Annotated in this window: 17 protein-coding genes; 3 read left to right on the forward strand and 14 right to left on the reverse strand. The window is 59.1% G+C overall.

The window, feature by feature from the left end:
• Nucleotides 1-79 precede the first annotated feature (79 nt).
• Entirely contained in the window at nucleotides 80-868 is a 789-nt protein-coding gene (locus MRS74_RS11310) for a formyltransferase family protein (RefSeq protein WP_254580397.1), read from the forward strand.
• Nucleotides 869-1,064: 196 nt separating this feature from the next.
• Here MRS74_RS11310 and MRS74_RS11315 read toward each other — a convergent pair whose 3' ends face one another.
• From MRS74_RS11315 to MRS74_RS11350, 8 genes are all read right to left on the reverse strand, one after another.
• A complete protein-coding gene (locus tag MRS74_RS11315; RefSeq protein ID WP_254580398.1) occupies nucleotides 1,065-2,294 on the reverse strand; it encodes a M28 family metallopeptidase in 1,230 nt (409 codons plus the stop codon).
• 77 nt (nucleotides 2,295-2,371) lie between these two features.
• Nucleotides 2,372-3,856, reverse strand: a complete 1,485-nt coding sequence (locus MRS74_RS11320) for an LTA synthase family protein (protein WP_254580399.1) — start codon at nucleotides 3,854-3,856, stop codon at nucleotides 2,372-2,374.
• Between the two features lie 23 nt (nucleotides 3,857-3,879).
• Complete coding sequence (locus MRS74_RS11325) at nucleotides 3,880-4,662, reverse strand: SDR family NAD(P)-dependent oxidoreductase (protein ID WP_254580400.1); 783 nt, start codon at nucleotides 4,660-4,662, stop codon at nucleotides 3,880-3,882.
• Nucleotides 4,650-5,906 carry a capsule polysaccharide biogenesis protein gene (locus tag MRS74_RS11330; RefSeq protein WP_254580401.1) on the reverse strand — a complete coding sequence of 419 codons (1,257 nt, stop codon included), beginning with the start codon at nucleotides 5,904-5,906 and terminating at the stop codon, nucleotides 4,650-4,652. Before MRS74_RS11330 ends, MRS74_RS11325 begins: the two co-directional genes overlap by 13 nt.
• An 89-nt stretch (nucleotides 5,907-5,995) precedes the next feature.
• A complete protein-coding gene (locus tag MRS74_RS11335) occupies nucleotides 5,996-6,721 on the reverse strand; it encodes a DnaJ domain-containing protein (protein ID WP_254580402.1) in 726 nt (241 codons plus the stop codon).
• A 29-nt stretch (nucleotides 6,722-6,750) separates the two neighbouring features.
• The gene (locus MRS74_RS11340; protein ID WP_254580403.1) at nucleotides 6,751-7,449 is read right to left on the reverse strand and encodes a VWA domain-containing protein; all 699 of its coding nucleotides are present in this window, start codon (nucleotides 7,447-7,449) and stop codon (nucleotides 6,751-6,753) included.
• Nucleotides 7,450-7,546: 97 nt separating this feature from the next.
• Entirely contained in the window at nucleotides 7,547-9,301 is a 1,755-nt protein-coding gene (olsF, locus tag MRS74_RS11345; protein WP_254580404.1) for a bifunctional ornithine lipid synthase OlsF, read from the reverse strand.
• Between the two features lie 180 nt (nucleotides 9,302-9,481).
• Entirely contained in the window at nucleotides 9,482-9,658 is a 177-nt protein-coding gene (locus MRS74_RS11350) for a hypothetical protein (RefSeq protein ID WP_254580405.1), read from the reverse strand.
• Nucleotides 9,659-9,786: 128 nt separating this feature from the next.
• Between MRS74_RS11350 and dinB the strand changes: the two genes are divergently transcribed.
• Complete coding sequence (dinB, locus tag MRS74_RS11355; protein WP_254580406.1) at nucleotides 9,787-10,878, forward strand: DNA polymerase IV; 1,092 nt, start codon at nucleotides 9,787-9,789, stop codon at nucleotides 10,876-10,878.
• 27 nt (nucleotides 10,879-10,905) lie between these two features.
• Here the strand turns inward: dinB and MRS74_RS11360 are convergent, their stop codons facing one another.
• The 6 genes from MRS74_RS11360 to metG all read right to left on the reverse strand — a co-directional run bounded on the left by MRS74_RS11360 (nucleotide 10,906) and on the right by metG (nucleotide 18,605).
• Entirely contained in the window at nucleotides 10,906-11,247 is a 342-nt protein-coding gene (locus MRS74_RS11360; protein ID WP_254580407.1) for a HopJ type III effector protein, read from the reverse strand.
• A gap of 181 nt (nucleotides 11,248-11,428) precedes the next feature.
• Nucleotides 11,429-12,190: an amino acid ABC transporter ATP-binding protein gene (locus MRS74_RS11365; protein WP_254580408.1), complete on the reverse strand. Its 762-nt coding sequence runs from the start codon at nucleotides 12,188-12,190 to the stop codon at nucleotides 11,429-11,431.
• A 21-nt stretch (nucleotides 12,191-12,211) separates the two neighbouring features.
• Nucleotides 12,212-13,312 carry an amino acid ABC transporter permease gene (locus MRS74_RS11370; RefSeq protein ID WP_254580409.1) on the reverse strand — a complete coding sequence of 367 codons (1,101 nt, stop codon included), beginning with the start codon at nucleotides 13,310-13,312 and terminating at the stop codon, nucleotides 12,212-12,214.
• Between the two features lie 24 nt (nucleotides 13,313-13,336).
• On the reverse strand, nucleotides 13,337-14,545 hold the full coding sequence (locus tag MRS74_RS11375; RefSeq protein ID WP_254580410.1) for an amino acid ABC transporter permease: 1,209 nt from the start codon (nucleotides 14,543-14,545) through the stop codon (nucleotides 13,337-13,339).
• 139 nt (nucleotides 14,546-14,684) lie between these two features.
• Nucleotides 14,685-15,698 (reverse strand): amino acid ABC transporter substrate-binding protein, encoded by a 1,014-nt coding sequence (locus MRS74_RS11380; RefSeq protein ID WP_254580501.1) that lies wholly within the window; start codon nucleotides 15,696-15,698, stop codon nucleotides 14,685-14,687.
• An 867-nt stretch (nucleotides 15,699-16,565) separates the two neighbouring features.
• Entirely contained in the window at nucleotides 16,566-18,605 is a 2,040-nt protein-coding gene (gene metG / locus MRS74_RS11385) for a methionine--tRNA ligase (protein WP_254580411.1), read from the reverse strand.
• Nucleotides 18,606-18,762: 157 nt separating this feature from the next.
• Between metG and MRS74_RS11390 the strand changes: the two genes are divergently transcribed.
• Nucleotides 18,763-19,998 carry an HDOD domain-containing protein gene (locus MRS74_RS11390; protein WP_254580412.1) on the forward strand — a complete coding sequence of 412 codons (1,236 nt, stop codon included), beginning with the start codon at nucleotides 18,763-18,765 and terminating at the stop codon, nucleotides 19,996-19,998.
• Nucleotides 19,999-20,034: the final 36 nt, after the last annotated feature.

The raw sequence follows: 20,034 nt of genomic DNA on the forward strand, positions 1-20,034 counted from the left end.
CTGGGCTGGAAATAGTCGGCATCGTCAACTCCACCCGGGTGCTGTCCCGCAGTGGCTCTATTCTGGAAGATGTGAGCGGATGAAGCGCCGGCTGATCCTGTGCACCCATTCGAGTCTCTATTCGAGTCTGGTACTGGAGGCACTGTTGCAGGCCCCTGGGCTGGAAATAGTCGGCATCGTCAACTCCACCCGGGTGCTGTCCCGCAGTGGTTCTGTGCTGGGCGATGTCCGGCGTCTGCTGCGACGCTCGGGTCTGCGTTATGCACTGCACCTGCTGCTGGCGACCTCGGGTTTCGAGCTGCTGGCACCCAGGCGGCGCCTGCATGCCCGGGCCCGGGCCCTCGATATCCCCCTGCTTGATACAAGGGACATCAATGCCGCCGACGCAGTGAGCTTTATCCGCCGCCTTGAGCCTGATGTCTGTCTATCAGCCTATTTCAATCAGATTGTGGCAGGGCCTCTGCTGGACCTGCCCCGGCTGGGGTGCATCAATATTCACCCATCGGTATTGCCACATAACCGGGGTGTCGATCCGCTGATCCATGCCCGCCTGCGGGGTGAAACAACAATGGGTGTAACGGTACACCGGCTTGATGCCCAGCTGGATACCGGCCCTATACTGGCGCAGCAGAGCAGGGTGCTGAATCCGGATACCAGCCTGATGGCCGGTTACGCCGAGTTGTTTTCCTGTGGCGCGCAGCTGGCCATTGCTGAGCTCGCCCGGCTGGATGACAACCAGAGCGGCGAGCTGCAGCCGGGCGGCGGGAATTACGATGGCTGGCCCCTGGCGCGGGATGTGGCTAGGGTTACCGGCGTGCTGGGCTTGGGTGACTACCTGCGGCTTGTGCGGGCGCCACGGTTGTATTAAACCGGTGGCATTTAACGTCTGTAGAGCCGGTTTAATACTGTGGCGCAGGATGCGCCGCCATTGGCCAATGGCCAATGGCCAATGCGGGCCTTGAAAGTCCAGGGATTTCACAAATTCGCCCGATTTTCAGGGCGATGATGAAACAGGGCGGGACGACCTATTGCATCGCCAGGTTAATAGCGCCGTCCCTGAGTTTCTATCCTACCCTTTTTTCGGCGGCCGCCGCGTGTGCCGCTTCGATGGCAAAAGCCCCCGCCCGGCGCACCGTTTCCAGGTCTATGTACTCGGCGATATCGTTTGGTCGATGGTAGTTGCGCGGTACCTGATTGGCTTCCAGTGACACCAGCGAGACCGCTTCATAGCCGCGTCTTGCCGGCACCCGGCCATCCGTGCCAATCATCAGCTCAATCGGCGTAATCGGCCCCTGGGGGCTGTGTTCAGCCAGTCTTGCTGCGAAGCTGATCGAGGCATCGGAGTAATGTGTCTTTTTGCTGGCGCCTTCGTTGACCGCAAAGTGCAGGTGGGTGCTGCCAACGCTCTCGAAGTTGATAAACAGGCAGCGCTCCCTGGGCCAGTGCTGATGGCGGTTCATGAAGGCCTGCATGCCACGGCTGCCAATTTCTTCGGCTCCGGTGGCGACCACCCAGAGTTCGGTATCGTCCGGAAGTTCGCGGTTAAGCGTTTCGGCGGCCTGCAGCATGGCCGCCACGGCTGAGGCGTTGTCGTTGGCACCGGGCGTGGTCTTGGCCAGTGCCCACTGCAGCCCCAGCGCGCAGACTACCAGCAGTACCAAGCCGATGAGCCAGCGCGCGAGCAATAGCGGCGTTGATGCCGGAAACAGCAGCGATAATCCAAGCATCAGACAGGCCACAATCGCCAGGCGGATAGGAATGCTGTTGGGGCCTTTGGGCGGTTTGCCCCGGTTCTTCGCGGTGGCACGCGTCGCGAAGGTGTTCGCCATCCAGGGATGGAAGATTAGTCCGGCCTGGTTGGTATCTATATGGGCCGACAGAATGATGCGAAAAGGTTCCTCGACGCTGGCGGCCCGGTGGCCGACGGCATTGAGCGAGGTGATGGCGGGCAGGAGCGCTCCTATATTGAACCAGCGTGGTCCGCGTATGGACCAGGCGGCGAGCAATACCAGGCCGGTGCCTATCCAGCCGCCAAGCAGGCAGCCGATGCCGGCGATCAGGGTATGCAGGGCCAGCAGGTAACCGGAGCGCCCCGAGCGTTTGGGTGGTTGGAAGGTTTCGAGGTTGACCTCGGGCAGTCCCTGTTCCCGCATCCAGCCGGCCACCAGTTCAGCACTTTGTCGCTCGCCTGCGGAGCCGGCGTAGCGTTGCGGTACCTGCTCGAGCCCCTTGATCCAGTCGAACAGGCGTTGCTGCTGCGGGCTGCGCGGTTTGTCAGTCAATCCAGAATTCATCAGCACGGCTCCTTGGTGCAACGGGCTGCGCGGCTTGTCAGTCAATCCGGAATTCATCGGCACGGCTCCTTGGTGCATTATTGGGTGGCGTCAAGCAGGCGGCCCGCCAGTGTTTCGACCGTTGACTCGATCGGCTGGCACGGGTTTTGGTTGGCACTGTTTGCCGACCAGATGAGGTAGTCGGTGCAGGGGTCTTCATAGTTGCGTGTCTGATAGATATCGGGCATGCCGGGCACATGGTCACCGTACCAGGCCAGTACTGCGGCTGGATCTTCGTCTGTAAGGTAGCCGGTGAGCCGGTTCAGCATCTGATCGGCATTGTTGAGATGGCGCAGGTAAATGGCGAGATTGTTGTCCGCTGCTGTTGTGGGCTGGCTGAAAAAAGCATTGCGCTCATCTGCGGTAATGGCTTCCAGGTGCAGTGGACCGTGGTTTTCCATGGTGATGGCAAAGATAAACAGCGGTTGGGTCGAGCCGGAAAGCTCGCTGATAATGCGCTCGCAGACAGCGGCATCCGAGGTGTAGGGGCCGGTGCGGTCGGTGGCAGAAAAGCTGCGAATATCAATAAACTCATCGAACCCCAGCTCCGGGTAAATACGATGGCGTGCGAAAAATTCCACCGGGTAGGGATGAATGCAGATGCAGCGATATCCCTGCTGCTTAAGGCTTGCCGCCAGTGATCCCGCTCCGGAACTTTCCACTTTTCCCTGAAAATAACGCAGCGGGTCAAACCGACCGAACCCCAGTGCGGAGTTGGCCTGGCCGGTGAGAAAGGCGAACTCGCTACGCATGGTGTAGGCGCCCCATGCCGGCACCTGCAGACGGCCGAATGCCTGTGCCTGGGTGCACAGGCGGTCAAAGTGCTGCAGTAGATCGCGGCGGATACTGGGGTCCAGGCGCCTTGCATCGAAAAAGGATTCGCTCTGGATAGCGATCAGGTTGGGTCGCGATGGCAGTAACGCAAAGGATCTTGGCTCAAGTAGCGGGGTCTGGCTGGCCTGGCTGGCGTAGATTGCCAGGGTCGGCAGCAGGCCATACTGCGCCGTATCACGGTTGGCGTCCAGGGTCACAGGCCGGCGGGCCGCGAGCTTGATCATCAGTGCAATCAGCAGCGCGGCAATCAGTACAGCGGCAAGGCTGTCGAGCCAGGCTGAGCGGGCAAACAGGGCGCTGGGTGCCTCATAGAGGGTGGCCAGCGTGATACTGCCAAGAATGGCCACTGTCCCGCCAATGGCGGGTCCTGCGCCAAGAAAAGGCAGGTACAGGCGAGGAAAGCGAATGGCCTGCGAATAGAGCGCAAAGTCTGCGAATACCAGGGCTTCGCGCAAGAAACGGACCTTGGCATTGTTGACGATGATCACGATCAGCTGAATACAGACTGCGCTCAGCAGGGAAAAATAGAAGCGTCGTGTCAGGCCATAGGCCGTGAGAAACAGGCTAAGCATGATCAGCAGATGCAGGGTCATTGCGCCAGGGCCCGGGCTGGCAGGCTTGCGCAATCGCTCAAGATTGACTGAGCAGAGCGCTGTGATCATCAGAAAAAAAAGCTGGGTAAACGTCATGATCAGTGCGGGCTCTTGGCTTGTCAGCGGCTGCGGCCATAGCTGATCTGTTGCAAAATAAGGTCCGCCAGGACGGCCGGGAGCATGGCCAGCAGCCAGGTGCCAAGATTGAGCGGAAACGGGAAGGCTATCCTGGGTCTGTTACGGGCCAGGCCTTTGCGGATGATCATGGCGGCCTGGTCGGCGCAGATCATAAAGGGTTTGCGACCGGGAAACGCCCGGCTCATGTCGGAGTCGACGAATCCGGGGCAGATAACCGATACGCCGACACCATCCGCCGCCACCAGGGCGCGCAGTGCTTCGCCATAGGCCTTGACCGCCGCCTTGCTGGCACAATAGGCCGGTGTGATGGCCATGCCGCGATAGGCTGCCAGTGAGCTGACCAGGGCAATCTGGCCCTGGCCGCGGCGGCGCATCGGGGCAATCAGGGGGATTACCGTGGCCAGGGCGCTGTCGACATTGACCGACAGCAGGGCTTTGGTATCGGCCCAGCTCTCTTCTTCGCCGTTAGGGCCTACATTCAGCGTCTTGCCGGCATTGGCGATAACCAGGTCGATGGGCTGCTTGGCATCCTGATCCAGTATCCAGCTCTGCAAGGCATCGATATCGGTTACATCAAGGCTGCTGAATTCGACCCTGGCGCCTTTTTCCGTGCAGGCATGGGCGACCTGCTCGAGCTTCGCAGGGTTGCGTGCGCAAAGGCTCAGCCGCACGCCGTCACAGGCATAGGCGCGGGCCAGCGCCGCGCCTATGCCGCCACTGGCGCCGGTAATCAGCACATGCCCGGGATGGGTTAGCCTTCCCACGAAGGCACGCCAGTGTAGTTCGGTTCGGCTTTGGACAGCGGATTCTGATGAGTCAGACGCCGTACCGAGCCTGCAATTGCCAACTCGATACCACGGGTATTGTAATAGCCGCCGTTGAGCTGAGTGCGGTGAATCACGGTATTGCGAAACGCATGAAACAGCGCCCTGTCAGGCTTTTTCTGCTGTTTCCAGAATGCGTCCAGCGAGTCCTGGAAGCACAACCCCGGCAGGTTGTAGATCGACTGTCCCAGCGCAATTGTCGGCCTGCCATGGTAGAGCGCCGAGAGGCCGACGGTACTGTTGATGGTAATCACGCCGCGGCAGTGGTGCAGTAGCGTTGGCAGGTGGCCGCCATCAATGAAGACGACTCGATTGCCCAGATCAAGCTGTGTTGCAAGCGTGCGAATGTGGGCCCGATAGTTGATCAGGCCGGTATCAAGCGGGTGGTTCTTGATCAGCAAAACAGCATCAGCTGCGGCCTGACTGGCAAAAGATTGCATAACCTCGCTAATGGCCTGGCTGATACCGTCGAAGCGAGAATGCACCTTGATCTGATAATCGGCATCCAGCTGCAGGGGAAACAGATAAAATGGGCGGCGGTGCGCCTGTATCTGCGCAAAGCTGTGTTGCGCTTTGCGTTCACGCCAGGGCAGTTGTGGAAAGCGTCGCGCCCAGCCCAGGTATTCGATATGACTGGCATGGGGGCGATGGGTCCGGTAATGCGGGAATCGCAGTGCATTGGTGATATTGGCCAGATGATAAGCCATATCCTGTCCTGCACGCGCTTTCAGAGAGCCGCCAACGGTGTCGCCATCGGCATAAACGGGAATTTCTTTTGCCTGCTTCAGATACCAGGCAGGATCCCGGGGCAAACCGGAGAACGCATTGGTACCGCCCGCCTCAAGGGTAATCCAGTTCGGCCGGAAATAGCCCTCTTCATAGACAAAAAACGGTATTGAACGCTGTTTTAAGCGGACAATAGCCTGCATATGCAGTGGTCGGCAGTCGCCAAACAGCAGAACGCGGTCTATGCCATGCAGCTCCAGCAAGCCGCTGAGAAAGCCGTCCCATTCGTCAAACGGGCGGTTAAACGCAACAGAAGTCGCCTGGGTTCGAAACAGGGCGTCACCCGCGCAGAAATTGACTTTGCATACCCGATGGCCCTGCTCAAGCAGGGTATCGGCCAGGCGGGCAAAGAAGGGCGTTGCCGGTCCCTGGAGCAATAGAAATGAAAGCCTTTTCATAGCGGGTAATAGTTGCCCGAAGCGCAGAAAATGAATCGGCGATCATAGCAGAAAATCGGTGCGATGGGACCGCTGCCTGAGACAGGATTTCAGTTAAGCAGACGATCCTTGGCTTCGTTGATGCGGGCAGCCAGGTAATTGCTGCCGCCCCGGTCGGGGTGCAGCTTTTGAATCAGGCGGCGGTGGGCGCTGACAATGTCGCTTTCACTGGCGCCGGGTTCGAGACCTAGAATATCGTAGGCTTCATTTTCACTCAGCGGCCCCGCCTGATTGGTGTGGCTGTCTTTGCCGGCGCCGGGATCATCTTCGCGCCAGCTGTCACCAAAGCGCTTGTCGAGATAGGCTTCCAGCAGCTGGGTCGATTCCTGATCATGATCGCGGCAGTACTGCAGCAGTTCAATAAACTGGTCTTCACTCAGCCCGTCCAGCGTCTGGCCGGTTAGTGGTCCCTGCAGTACGGTGCCATGCATGGCGCCAGTATCGTGATCAAGGCTCATTTCCAGAATGGCGCTCTGCACGCGCGAGCGGTTGTTGCTGTTGCCAGGCGGCTGTTGGCGGCGCTTGTAGAGCTGATGCAGGAAGGGCAGGTAACGCAATAGCGGGATAAGCCTGCGGCTGAAGGGCAGCATTACCGCGACCAGGGCTGCGAGCCAGTGCAGGCGCCCGGTGACGCTCAAGTAAAGCAGGAACAGGGCGCACAGGATGATGACAAGCTGCCACTTGGCACGCTCGCGCAACTGCGGCGGCCGTGACTGTATCCACATCATGCCCGCCAGGGCAACCGCACTCAGAATGATCAGGCCAAAAGGATTCAACGCTTACCTCGTTCGTGTCTGGTTTGATTTCAGTTTCGCAGCTGCTGAGTGAGGCGCAGCAGTGCCGCACTCTTGCCCTGGCTGAAGTGTTCCAGCGCCTTGTGGCCGCCGGATGCATAGACCGCGACGGCTCCCAGCAGTTCGCGCATCAACTGTGGACTGTGCTGATCGAACTGGCAATAAGCGCCGCCTGAGAGCTGACTGATCTGCTTGAAGGCCCGTGCTGCAGTGCTTTCCTGGCCTTCATGGAAGATGAATACGGGCACCTGCAACAGGCCCAGTTCACCGGCCAGCGCACAGAGGTTATCTACGGGTTCTTCCACGCAGTCACCGATAAAGATGACCGCCTGGACTTTTTTAAGCCGGGTTTCCTGGCGCACATGGGTCAGCAGACGGGCAATCTGGGTGTGGCCGCCGAGGCAGCGCACGGCGTTCATCTGTTGCATCAGACGGTCGGTATTGCACAGCCAGTCGGTGGCGTGGAACTCGCGGTAACCGCGGTAGTAGCACAGCTGGACGGAGAGCCCGCCGAGGTTGCGGGTCTGCTCGAACATTTCGCTCTGCAGCTGGCAGGCGTGATCCCAGGTGGGTTCCCGGCTGGCAGTGGCATCCAGCGCGAATACCAGCCGACCGCCGCCGCTGGCGGGTGTTTTCGCCAGCTGATGCAGGAACTGGTCAATTTCCCGATGGCTGGAGCGTTGGCTGAGGGATTTATGATCGTCGCCCATGGTGCACTCCTTTTCCGCTCAGTATAGGAGAATACAGTGTTGGAGTGCGCGGGGCGGAAAAAGTTGACGCCGTGCTTGCGGTGCCTGGACGGAATATTCAGGCAGCAGGGCTTTGGCGCAGTGAGGTCGCCTGAGTCTGGCCCAGGTAGCGTTCGCGCTTGCGTTCTTTCAGGTAGTCCAGATCCACCAGAACCAGGCCGTCAACACAGTAGTTGAAGGCGGCATCGACGCCAAAATCGAGAAAGCGCACGCCACCCTCTTCACAGACGTCGCTGTATTGTTTGTACAGCGTGGGCACGGATACGCCGATGAATTCCAGCTGTTCCTTCAGAATGCGAAAGTCGGCGCTGTAGTCGCTACCACTGAATAACTGGCTCAGGTGCTCCCGACTGGCGGCGTCAATGGTGAAAGGGCTCAGGGAGCGGCCCAGGTTGTCATTGTCCGGGAAGTAGTGGCTGTAGAACCAGACCACCAGGTCTCTGGCAGCCTTGGGGTAGCTGTTGCTCAGGCTGACCGGGCCGAACAGATAGCGGATCTCGGGGTGGCGGCGCAGGTAGGCACCGATGCCGTACCAGAGGTAGTCCAGGCTGCGCCGTCCCCAGTAGCGTGGCTGCACAAAGCTGCGGCCAAGCTCGATGCCGCGGGCAAACACCGGCGCCATGGCATCGTTGTAGCGAAACAGACTGGCGCTGTAGAGCGGGGTGTTACTCCTGTCCTCTTGGCCAAGACCCGCGGTTTCGGCCAGCCGGTAGGCGCCGGCAATTTCCAGATCCTCTTCGTCCCACAGAATCAGGTGCCGGTAGTGGCGGTCATAACGATCCAGATCGCGTTTTTCACCGGTGCCCTCGCCAACGCTGCGAAACGCGATCTCGCGCAGACGCCCGACCTCCCGCATGACGGCCGAGTCGGAGCGGTAGTCGAACAGGTAGATTTTCTTGCCATCGCCGGTTTCCCCCAGCAGTTCGGAGGCCTTGAGTTCCTTTTTCAGGTTGCTGCGATTCTGCGGGTGATCGATGGTCTTCTCGGTAATGAACAGTGGCGACTTGTTGCGGGCGATGCGGTACAGGTGCTTTTTCAGAATGCGGGCTTTTTCGCGGGTCGACAGTGGCAACGCATCGATCTGGCTGAAGGCAATAGGCTCCCCGACCCGCACCTCAATGGTGACCGAGCGCTTGTTGAACATCTCCCGTGCCAGCAGCAGGGTCGACAGCGAACGGTTCAGTGCGGATACGCTGTAAAACAGTGACGAGTTCTTGCCGCCCACAAAGACCGGCAGTATGGGGGCATTGGCCTTGCGGGCAAAGTGCAGAAAGCCGCTGTTCCATTTGCCGTCGCGGATACCGGTCAGGCCTGCGCGGGACACTTCGCCGGCGGGGAAAACAATGACCGCCTGATCATCCTGCAGGGCCTGGGTAATACGGGCGATATCCCGCTTGCGGGTGGCCTTGCCAAGGTTGTCCACGGGCAGGAGCAGGGGCTCTAGCGGGTCAATGCTGGAGAGCACATCATTGGCGACGATGCGTACATCGCGCCTTATTTCCCCGACCAGCTTCAGCAGAGCAAGGCCATCCAGCGCCCCCAGCGGATGATTGGCGACGATCAGCACGCGTCCGGTGGCCGGAATGTTCATACGATGCTGATGGCTCAGGGCATAGCTGAAGTTGAAGTAGTCCAGTACCCGGTCAATAAACTCGAAGCCGGTACTGGCGCTGTGTTCGGCCAGGAAATGGTTGATTTCCCGCTCCCTCACCAGGTGGCGCAGGCAGAACAGGGTTGAGCGTTTTACCGGCGCGGGCTTGGCGATAAAGGCGGGAAATTTCTGGGTGACGACCTGCTCTACATTCAGCTGCATCAGGGGTGTCCTCTGTCGGAGGACTCACACTTTATGGCTGGAATGTGACCGGAGCTTGAAAGCAGGGTGACAGCAATATGACAGTCAGGCGCAGGATCGCCAGTCTCGGGGCGGAAAAGGACGGTGGGGGCATCCGGGCGGGGAGCCTGATAAAGCTCCCCGGAAGGCTTTCAGGCCGGTTCAGACGTTGCCTTTGCTCCAGGGATCCTGATCGACCGTGCGGCGGCCGCGGTTTTTGCGCCGGTCGGGTTTGCCGGGTTCGAACCTTACTTCGTCACGGCGGTCGTTTTTCTTGCGTCTATCGGTACCTGAGCGCTGTTCATTACCATTCCAGTTGTTTTTATCTTCATCCGTCATTGTAGGCTCCGTGACCGGGATGCTTTATGGGTATTCGGGTTAAGATTAGCAGTCAGGCTCGATATTGCATCGGGTATTCCCGCGGGTCAATTTCTCGGGGTCGTGACGACAGCTATTCGCAGAGCACTATGGACAGAGAGTTCAACGTGGATCGAAAAATCATTCATTGCGACTGTGACTGTTTCTATGCCGCGGTCGAAATGCGCGACAATCCGGCCTTGCGCGCTGTTCCGCTGGCCGTGGGTGGGCGTGCCGACCAGCGTGGCGTGGTGGCCACCTGTAACTATGAGGCGCGGGCTTTCGGTGTGCATTCGGCCATGTCCACGGCCAGAGCCCTGGCGCTCTGCCCGGACCTTGTTGTGGTGCCTGGCAGCATGGAGAAATACCGTGAGGTGTCGGCCCGGATCATGGCGATCTATGCCGATTACACCCAGGTGATTGAACCCCTGTCGCTGGATGAAGCTTATCTGGATGTGACCGGTACGCAGCGCTGTCAGGGCAGTGCCACGCGCATGGCCGAGGAAATCCGCCGACGCGTGTTCGACGAGGTGGGCATCCGGGTGTCGGCGGGTGTGGCTCCCAACAAGTTTCTGGCCAAGATCGCCAGTGACTGGAACAAGCCCGATGGTCTTTTTGTGCTGCGACCGCAGCAGGTGGAGGCCTTTGTGCAGGCGCTGCCGGTGAAAAAGCTGCATGGCGTGGGGGCCAAGACGGCCGAGAAGCTGGAGCGCATGGGGGTGCACAGCTGTGCGGATCTGCGGGGGCAGGGGGCTGCAGTGCTGATCAGTCGCTTTGGTCGTTTCGGTCAGCGTCTGTGGGAACTGGCCTGGGGACAGGATGATCGCCCGGTACGCACCAGCCGGGAACGCAAGTCGGTGAGCGTTGAGCACACCTATTCCCAGGACCTGCCCGACCTTGATGCCTGTCTGCAGCAGCTGCCGTCACTGCTGGAGTCCCTGGCGGTGCGCTATGGCAGGCTGTCGCGTCCGGCGGATATCGCGGGGGCAGTGGTCAAGCTGAAGTTCCACGACTTTAGCCAGACGACGGTGGAGCAGGCAACCCGGGTTCAGGCCGCGCTGGCGCCGGATATCCTGCTGTACGAGCGGCTGGTGCGCGAAGCCTTCGGACGCGGTGCTCGGCCGGTGCGGCTGCTGGGTGTGGGTTATCGCCTGAGCGAGCACAGCGACAGTGCGCAGCCCGATCAGCTGGCACTGTTCTGAATCGTGTTATTTGGCCTGGCGGCGGGGTCAGCCCTTGCGCGTCAGGACGGCGGCATCGAAGGCCACGCCGTCCCAGCCGGTCGCCATAAAGGCACGAATGTTGCCGTGGTCGGTGCCCTGGGGAGCGTTCAGTACATCGCGGTAAAAGCCACCAAAGCAGGCCAGTGTCTGGGCTTCACTCAGTGCATTCAGCTTGGCGAAGGCGAAAATCTTGCAGCTGCCTTCATTCTGGCCCGCTTCATTACGTATCTTGCCATTGGTGAAACCGCTGGGCTGGTAATCATAGTGGGCCTGAATGACCTCCATGCTGTGCTTGAAATCCAGGCTGTCGTCCTGTCCGATAGCGGCGAGAAAAGAATTCAGGTCCATTGTTGAAACTCCAAAGAAAGGCAAACAGGCTTTCTAACATCTGTTGTCCCGAGGGTAAAGCCTGATGGGTAAAGGTACTGGCCTGAAAGGGAGTGGTGCAGGGGCGGTGCAAGGAAGCAGGCGAGGCAAGTGCCCGTTGAATGCGCTGCGGCGCAGGCATTGAACGGGCGGGTTATGCGGCTCAGTGTTGCAGGATCTGGCTCAGGAACAGCTGGGTGCGTTCATGCTGCGGATTGTCGAAGAATTCATGGGGATTGTTCTCCTCGATAATCTGCCCGGCATCCATGAATATGACACGGTTGGCCACGGTTTTGGCAAAGCCCATTTCGTGCGTCACGCACAGCATGGTCATGCCTTCGTGCGCCAGCTCGATCATGACATCGAGCACCTCCTTGATCATCTCCGGATCCAGTGCCGACGTGGGTTCATCGAACAGCATGACATCGGGGTTCATGCACAGGCTGCGGGCAATGGCCACGCGCTGCTGCTGACCCCCCGACAACTGTCCGGGAAACTTCTTCGCCTGCTCGGGGATGCGTACGCGTTCCAGATATTTCATGGCGTTCGCTTCGGCCGCTTTGCGCGATTCCTTGTTGACCCAGATGGGGGCCAGCACGCAGTTTTCCAGCACCGTCAGGTGCGGGAACAGATTGAAGTGCTGAAATACCATGCCGACATTGCGGCGGATATTCTCGATCTTTTTCAGATCCTCGGTCAGCTCTATGCCGTTGACGATGATGTCACCCTGCTGGTGCTCCTCAAGCCGGTTAATGCAGCGGATCATGGTGGACTTACCGGAGCCCGACGGGCCGCAAATGACGATACGCTCGCCCTTCTGAACCTCCAGGTTAATGTTTTTCAGGACATGAAAATCGCCGTACCACTTGTTCAGATTGCGCAGTTCGACGGCCAGGTTCGCCTGCTTGATTTGTGGCTCAGTCATGGTAATTAGTCTCCAAACGCATTAGTTACGGCCGCCATGACCGGTATGCAGCAGCCGCTCGAGGTGCTGGCTATAACGGGACATGCCAAAGCAGAAAACCCAGAACATCAGGGCAATAAAGATATAACCTTCGGTGGCGTAGCCGATCCAGTCGGGGTCGTTGCTTGCCGCCTGCACAATGGCCAGCAGGTCGAACAGGCCGATAATCACCACCAGACTGGTGTCCTTGAACAGGGCGATAAAGGTGTTGACGATTCCCGGTATCATTAATTTCAGCGCCTGGGGCAAAATGATCATGATCATTTTTTTCCAGTAGCTCAGGCCCAGGGCATCGGCCGCTTCGTACTGACCCTTGGGAATCGCCTGCAGGCCGCCGCGCACGACCTCCGCCATATAGGCTGACTGGAACAGGATAATGCCGATCATGGCCCGCAACAGCTTGTCGAAGTTGATGTCTTCGGGAAAGAATAGCGGCAGCATGACCGATGCCATGAACAGCACCGTAATGAGTGGCACGCCGCGCCAGATCTCGATATAGACCACTGACAGCGAGCGCACGATCGGCATATCCGAGCGCCGCCCGAGTGCCAGCAGTATACCGAACGGCATGGCGGCGACAATGCCGACCACTGCCAGCACCAGGTTCAGACTGAAACCGCCCCACAGATGGGTTTCGACCGCGGGCATGCCAAAGGCGTCGCCGGCCAGCAGGTAGAACGTCACTATCGGATAGATCACCAGGGTGAAGAAGGACACCCAGCCCTTGAAAGGCAGGTTGGGCAGCATGAGCCAGGCAATAAGGATCGCCAGCATGACAAAGGCCAGATTAATCCGCCAGTATTCCTCGGAGGGATAGAAGCCATACAGGAACTGATCTATGCGGGTGATAATGAACACCCAGCAGGCGCCACCGCTGGTGCAGGCTTCGCGGCTGTCGCCGAGCCAGTCGGCATCGATGAACATCCACTGCAGCACTGGTATCAGCCAGTAAACGGCGAGGAATCCTATCACCAGGGTGGCCACCGAATTGATCGGGCCATTGAACAGGTTGCGCCGCATCCAGCCAATAATACCGACCGTACTGGACGGTGGTGGCAGGGCAGCTTCGAGTTCATATTTCATAACGAGATGCTCTCCGGTAATTGGCTAGCGTTCAACCAGCGCCATGCGCTTGTTGTACCAGTTCATGAATAGCGAGGTGAGCAGGCTCAGTGTCAGGTATACCGCCATGGTCATGGATATCACCTCGATGGCCTGGCCGGTCTGGTTCAGCGTTGTGCCAGCAAAGACGGAGACCAGATCGGGGTAGCCGATGGCGGTCGCCAGTGACGAGTTCTTGGTCAGGTTCAGATACTGGCTGGTCAGCGGCGGAATGATGACGCGCATGGCCTGGGGAATCACGATCAGGCGCAGGGTGCGTGTCTTGGGCAGCCCCAGTGCCGAGGCGGCTTCGAGCTGTCCCTTGGGTATGGCCAGGATACCGCCGCGTACCGTTTCTGCGATAAAGGTGGAGGTGTAGATGGTTAACGCGAGCCAGAGTGCGACCAGTTCAGGCAGCAGGGTCATGCCGCCGACGAAGTTAAAGCCCCGCAGTTGCGGCGTATCAAATGACAGTGGCGCACCCATAATGATGAAGGCTAGCAGTGGCAACCCCAGGATCAGGCCGGTACTGGCCCAGCCGCTCGGAAATATCTGCCCGGTCGCGTCCTGGCGCCGGTGAGCCCAGCGTGTCAGCACAAAGCTCAGAACAATGGCGGCAACAAAGGCCCAGAACACCATGCCCAGGCCGTCTTCGGCAATCGGGCGGGGTACGGACAGGCCGCGCACGTTGAGGAAGCTGCCGAGAAACTCGATGCTCTCGCGTGGCGAGGGCAGCGAGCGCAGTACCGCGAAGTACCAGAAGAACATCTGCAGCAGCAGCGGTATGTTGCGAAATATCTCGATATAGATGGTCGAGAGCTTGGCGATCATCCAGTTGTCGGACAGGCGTGCGACCCCGAGTACGAATCCCAGCAGCGTGGCTGCGATGATGCCGAGTACCGACACCAGTACAGTGTTGAGCAAGCCGACAAAAAAGGTGCGGCCGTAGCTGTCGGCTGCGGTGTAATCAATCAGGGAGAGGGGGATGCTGAAGCCGGCTTCTTCGGACAGAAAGCCAAAGCCGGTGGTGATGCCGCGGGTTTCCAGGTTGTTGAGGGTGTTGCTGACGACGGAAAAGAGGAAAAAGCCAATAATGCCGAGCAGAAGCGCCTGGAAGATAAGCGCTCGCTTGGCGGGGTCATTCCAGAAACGGGTCCCGCTGGCAGGTGCGCGCTTGTGGCCCGGCTTGTCGGCCTTGGGTGTGTCTTCGGACATGCTGTCCTCCGTGGGAGCCCGGCCGGCATTGTGTTGTAACGCAATACCGACGGGTTCAGGGACCGATAGGTGTTAATCGCCGGCGAGGCCGGTGACCTTCAGTGCCGGGCACGAATGCCCGGCGTTGTCTGCGGCTTGATTAACGCATCGGTGGCGCGTACTGGAAGCCTCCCTGATTCCAGAGGGCGTTAATGCCGCGGTCGATTTTCAGCGGCGAGTCCTTGCCGACGTTGCGGTCAAAGGATTCAGCGTAGTTGCCCACCTGCTTGATGATCTGGTAAGACCAGTCATCGGCGATGTCCAGCCCCTTGCCCTTGGGGCCATCAACGCCCAGCAGGCGCTTGATATTGGGGTTTTCGCTGGACTTCATGTCGTCGACGTTGGCTGAGCTTACACCCAGTTCTTCGGCGTTGAGCATGGCGTAGAGCGACCACTTGACGACGTTGAACCACTGATCGTCACCCTGGCGAACCACGGGGCCCAGGGGCTCCTTGGAAATGACCTCCGGCAGTGCCACAACTGCATCCGGATCGCTCATGCGGGTACGCAGACCGTAGGCCTGGGAAAGGTCGGTGGTAAAGGAGTCGCAACGGCCGGTATCAAAGCTGGTAGCAGCCTGTTCGTTGGTATCGAATACCACCGGTGTGAAGGTCAGGCCGTTGGCACGGAAGTAGTCGGACAGGTTAAGTTCGGTGGTAGTGCCGGACTGAACACAGACGGTAGCGCCATCCAGCTCCTTGACGCTGGTCAGCCCCAGCTCTTTCTTGACCAGGAAGCCCTGGCCGTCGTAGTAGGTCACGCCGGTGAAGTTCAGGCCCAGCTGAGTGTCGCGGGTCTGGGTCCAGGTGGTTACGCGGGAGAGAACGTCGATTTCGCCGGATTGCAGCGCCGTGAAACGCTCCTTGGCGGTAAGAGGGATATATTTTACCTTGCTGGCATCGCCCAGGGTCGCGGCTGCGACACTGCGGCACACATCAACATCCAGGCCTTTCCAGTTTCCCTGCTCATCCGGTACGGAAAAGCCGGGGACTCCGCTGGTAACCCCACACTGCAATACGCCGCGCGCCTTGACGGCTTCGAGCGTACCTTCCGCTGCAGCCAGTCCCGAGATTGCGGCAGACATGACTATGGCTGTTGCGAGAGTTTTCTTCATCATGGAATGATCCTCCTGAGATCAGGCATGTAATTCTTATTGTCTTCTGTGGATTACCGGACGCTATCCTCATGACAGCGCTAGACTTTAAAGGCCTGCAATGGCCGTGCCACAATCTGTCTGAATTGCCCGGGTTCTACGCTGCTATCGCCTCCTGTTGTCGCCTGATTTATAGACTTAATCGTTCTAACGATAGACCATGCTTTTTGGCCTGTACATGGACTCACGGTAAAGAATTAAGCTTATAGGTACAATTGTTTATTGATCGGATCGTCAATAAAAACGCGGGTGGAACTGGCGTGCCAGTAGCGCGCAACCCGGTTGTTTAAACTGTCCTATTTCCCTGTATTTCGCCTGCCGCCCCGTGCCCGGTTCTTTACGATTACAGCGAGGCGACATCGGACCTCCTGCACGGGTACGACCTTGCTAATGCGGTTCACGGCGGGGTCGTTTCGTGCGCCTGTTTGTCTTGGTCGTATCGATTGCAGGGCATGCGCGCCAGATGAAGCCTGTGTGTGCACCTAATTGTTGCATCTGCATGGGTCCAGCATGCACAGAACAGGCTGACAGCATATAGCTCGGGGGCGTGACCAGCGCGCCGCCGTGAGTCGTTAATTTGCGTAACGCATGCGAGCTTGGCGCGAATGCGCCGAATTGATTGGGAGAAAGGGGTGGCCAGGCGAAGGGGCAGGCAGGCGCAAAGCTGTCGCCAGTTGCAGCACAAGACAGGCTAAATGCAGGTTTTGATGCAGGCAGCAGGGCCCGGTGGGGGGAGCGGGGATTCGGCAAGCAGCCGGGTGGAACAGGCGGAGACCCGCAGGAGTCAGGCCCCGCAATTATTGAAACTGCAGGGCCTGTAAGTACGAACTATTTAATGCGCATGCCAGGCTGGGCGCCTTGGTGGGGTTCCAGAATCCACAGATCCTGCCCACCGGGCCCTGCGGCCAGCACCATGCCCTCTGATAGGCCGAACTTCATCTTGCGCGGCGCCAGGTTGGCCACCATGACGGTCAGTTTGCCTTCGAGCTGTTCGGGTGTATAGGCAGACTTGATCCCGGCGAAGACATTGCGGGTTTCGCCGTCCAGATCCAGTGTCAGGCGCAGCAGCTTGTCGGCGCCTTCCACGTGCTCGGCCTTGGCGATCCTGACGATGCGCAGGTCAACCTTGGCAAAGTCCGCAAACTCGATGGTATCGGCGACAGGCTCCGCTGCCAGCGGGCTTTTCACGGCCGGTACTGTTGGTGCGGGTGCCGGCATGGACTGTTTCGAGTCTTCCACCATCTTGTCGATGGCCTCAGGCTCAACGCGCTGCATCAGCGGCTTGAACTTGTTGATGCGGTGGTTCAGCAGTGGCGTCTGGATGTCATCCCAGGCGAAACCGTCAATGTTGAGGAACTGTGCGGCTTCGGCGGCCACCTGAGGCAGAATCGGTGCCAGGTAGCTGAGAATAACGCGGAACAGGTTAATTCCCAGGGTGCAGCTGTCCTGTACATCCTGCGCCCGCTCCGGCTGCTTGGCCAGCACCCAGGGTTCGGCGGCATCGATATACTGATTGGCCCTGTCGGCGATATGCATGATTTCACGCATGGCGCGGGCATATTCGCGCTGCTCGTAGGCCTGGGCGATGGCCTCGCCCATGCTGACCGCATCGTTGTAGAGTTCGGGCTGCACCAGGCTGGCGCCGAGCTGGCCGTCAAATTTCTTGGCGATGAAGCCTGCGCAGCGGGAGGCGATATTCACCACCTTGTTGACCAGGTCGGCATTCACGCGCATGCGGAAATCATCCAGGCTCAGGTCGATATCGTCGATGCCCGAGCCCAGCTTGGCGGCAAAGTAGTAGCGCAGGTATTCAGGGCGCAGGTGCTTGAGGTAGCTCTCGGCCATGATGAAGGTGCCGCGGGACTTGGACATCTTCTGACCGTTGACGGTCAGGAAACCATGACAGAACACCTTTGTCGGCGTGCGGAAACCCGCACCCTTGAGCATTGCCGGCCAGAACAGGGTGTGGAAGTAGGCGATATCCTTGCCGATAAAGTGGTACAGCTCGGCATCGGAGGATTGGCCCCAGTAGTCGTCAAACTCGACATCGTTGTTGTCGCACCAGTTCTTGAAACTGGCCATGTAGCCAATAGGCGCATCCAGCCAGACATAGAAATACTTGCCGGGCGCATCAGGAATTTCGAAGCCCCAGTAGGGCGCATCGCGGGAGATATCCCACTGCTGCAGACCCGACTCAAACCATTCGTTGAGCTTGTGGATCATGTGCTCTTGTACATGATCATCCGTATTAACCCAGGTACGCAGGAACTGTTCGAAATCACCAAGTTTGAAGAAGAAATGCTCGGAATCCTTCTCGATCGGCTTGGCACCGGAGACGGCGGAGTAGGCGTTCTTCAGTTCGACCGGGCTGTAGGTGGCGCCGCAGGCTTCGCAGGAGTCGCCGTACTGATCGGCGGCGCCGCATTTGGGGCATTCACCCTTGACGAAGCGGTCCGGCAGGAACATCTGCTTTTCGGGGTCGTAGGCCTGGGTAATGGTGCGACGGGCAATATGACCGCCGTCATTGAGGCGCTTGTAGATCAGCGCGGCGAAGTCGCGGTTCTCCGGTGAATGGGTGGAATAGTAGTTGTCGAAGTCCACCATGAAGCCCGCGAAGTCGCGCTGATGTTCGGTGCTGACCTGGGCGATCAGTTCCTGCGGGCTGACACCCAGCTGATCCGCCTTGAGCATGATAGGGGTGCCGTGTGCATCGTCCGCACAGACATAGGTGCACTGATGACCGCGCTGCTTCTGGAAGCGAACCCAGATATCGGTCTGGATGTATTCCACCAGGTGACCCAGGTGAATGGGGCCGTTGGCGTAGGGCAGGGCACTGGTAACGAGGATCTTGCGCGGATTCTGGGTCATAAGTCGGCTAATGGAACCTGGTAGACTGAAACGAAGTTGTCGGATTCTACGCTTTTTGGCGCGGCATATGAACCGATCGCCGGTCGACAAAGCGCGTTTTTGCGACTAAAAAGAGTGAATCACCGTGCATCCAGAGGGACGTTGAATGAGCGCGGCAGTGGGTAGCAGTCAAACCTGCAGGATTCTGTTCTGCGACTCCAAGCTCAGTCATCGCGGCGCGGCCCACGAAGTGGGCAGTCATCCCGGCTGGGATCTCATGTGTCTGGATGATGAGAGTGAAGTCCAGTCGCGGCTGAAATACTACGACTCTCAGGTTCTGATCGTGGTGGCCTATCAGCAGCCCTACAAGGCACTGGGGTTGCTGAAAACGATTGCGGAGGAACGTCCTGGTATTGTACGTATCCTGATCAGCGGCCACCTGACACCGGCGAGCTCCGCCAGAGCCCTGGAGGTGGCCCACCAGACCCTGCCCGACAACAGCAGTGGCGCCCAGGTTATCGCGGCAATCGAGTATGTGCTGAAGATCGAGGGCCTGGTCAACAAGTCAGCCATTCGCGACTACATCAGTGGCCTGGGGCGTCTGCCCACCCTGCCGACGGTGTACCGTACACTGAATGATGCACTGAACTCCGATGTGTCCGATGCCAGAAGCATTGCCAGTATTATCGAACAGGATCCGGCGATTGCTGCCAAGATCATGCAGCTGGTCAACTCGGCGCTCTTCGGTCTGCGGCGCCAGATCAGCCGCATTGATGAGGCGGTGACCATTATTGGGGTGCGCATGATCCGCGATCTGATGCTGGCGACGCACCTGTTCAGCCGTTATCGTCAGCGCGATAGCTGGACCGCTTTTTCGTTCGCCAAACTGCATCAGCGTTCCATGCTGGTGGCACGCCTGGCACAGCAGATTGGCGCCGATGCCGGGTTGGATCGCAATCAGCAGGGTCAGGCATTTCTGGCCGGCCTGCTGCATGATTTCGGCATTTCAGTACTGGCCAACAAGGACCCAGAAGCCTATCAAGCCCTGATGGATAAGTCCGTGCGCATGGGTCAGCCGATGTATGCCATGGAGAAGATGCGCCTGGGGCTGACCCATGCCGAGGCGGCGGCCTATCTGCTGGGGTTGTGGAACCTGCCGTTCAGTGTGGTGGAGGCGGTGTTGTTGCACCACTTCCCGTCGGCTTCGCCGAGTACCCGCTTTGAGCCCCTGAGTGCGGTACACCTGGCCGATGCGCTCTTGCCGGCGATTGCCAATGGGCCCGGGGCCGACCTCTCGTGCCGGCTGTCGGAGTCCTACCTCGAGCGCCTGGGTGTGCTGAAAAATGTCCCTCGCTGGCAAATGATGGCCAACGAGTACCGGCTCAAGCTGGAGGCCGGCAAAGGGGCTCGCTAGGCGTTTACCGTCCAGACGCAATGTCGGGCGGTCGGT

The organism is Marinobacterium sedimentorum, from assembly GCF_024267675.1.
Lineage (GTDB): Bacteria > Pseudomonadota > Gammaproteobacteria > Pseudomonadales > Balneatricaceae > Marinobacterium_A > Marinobacterium_A sedimentorum.

Bases quoted from the DNA above. Each gene is read 5' to 3' on its own strand.
- MRS74_RS11310 (WP_254580397.1), top strand. From the start codon at position 80: ATGAAGCGCCGGCTGATCCTGTGCACCCATTCGAGTCTCTATTCGAGT.
- MRS74_RS11315 (WP_254580398.1), bottom strand. From the start codon at position 2,294: ATGAATTCTGGATTGACTGACAAACCGCGCAGCCCGCAGCAGCAACGC.
- MRS74_RS11320 (WP_254580399.1), bottom strand. From the start codon at position 3,856: ATGACGTTTACCCAGCTTTTTTTTCTGATGATCACAGCGCTCTGCTCA.
- MRS74_RS11330 (WP_254580401.1), bottom strand. From the start codon at position 5,906: ATGAAAAGGCTTTCATTTCTATTGCTCCAGGGACCGGCAACGCCCTTC.
- MRS74_RS11340 (WP_254580403.1), bottom strand. From the start codon at position 7,449: ATGGGCGACGATCATAAATCCCTCAGCCAACGCTCCAGCCATCGGGAA.
- olsF (WP_254580404.1), bottom strand. From the start codon at position 9,301: ATGCAGCTGAATGTAGAGCAGGTCGTCACCCAGAAATTTCCCGCCTTT.
- MRS74_RS11350 (WP_254580405.1), bottom strand. From the start codon at position 9,658: ATGACGGATGAAGATAAAAACAACTGGAATGGTAATGAACAGCGCTCA.
- dinB (WP_254580406.1), top strand. From the start codon at position 9,787: ATGGACAGAGAGTTCAACGTGGATCGAAAAATCATTCATTGCGACTGT.
- MRS74_RS11360 (WP_254580407.1), bottom strand. From the start codon at position 11,247: ATGGACCTGAATTCTTTTCTCGCCGCTATCGGACAGGACGACAGCCTG.
- MRS74_RS11365 (WP_254580408.1), bottom strand. From the start codon at position 12,190: ATGACTGAGCCACAAATCAAGCAGGCGAACCTGGCCGTCGAACTGCGC.
- MRS74_RS11370 (WP_254580409.1), bottom strand. From the start codon at position 13,312: ATGAAATATGAACTCGAAGCTGCCCTGCCACCACCGTCCAGTACGGTC.
- MRS74_RS11375 (WP_254580410.1), bottom strand. From the start codon at position 14,545: ATGTCCGAAGACACACCCAAGGCCGACAAGCCGGGCCACAAGCGCGCA.
- MRS74_RS11380 (WP_254580501.1), bottom strand. From the start codon at position 15,698: ATGAAGAAAACTCTCGCAACAGCCATAGTCATGTCTGCCGCAATCTCG.
- metG (WP_254580411.1), bottom strand. From the start codon at position 18,605: ATGACCCAGAATCCGCGCAAGATCCTCGTTACCAGTGCCCTGCCCTAC.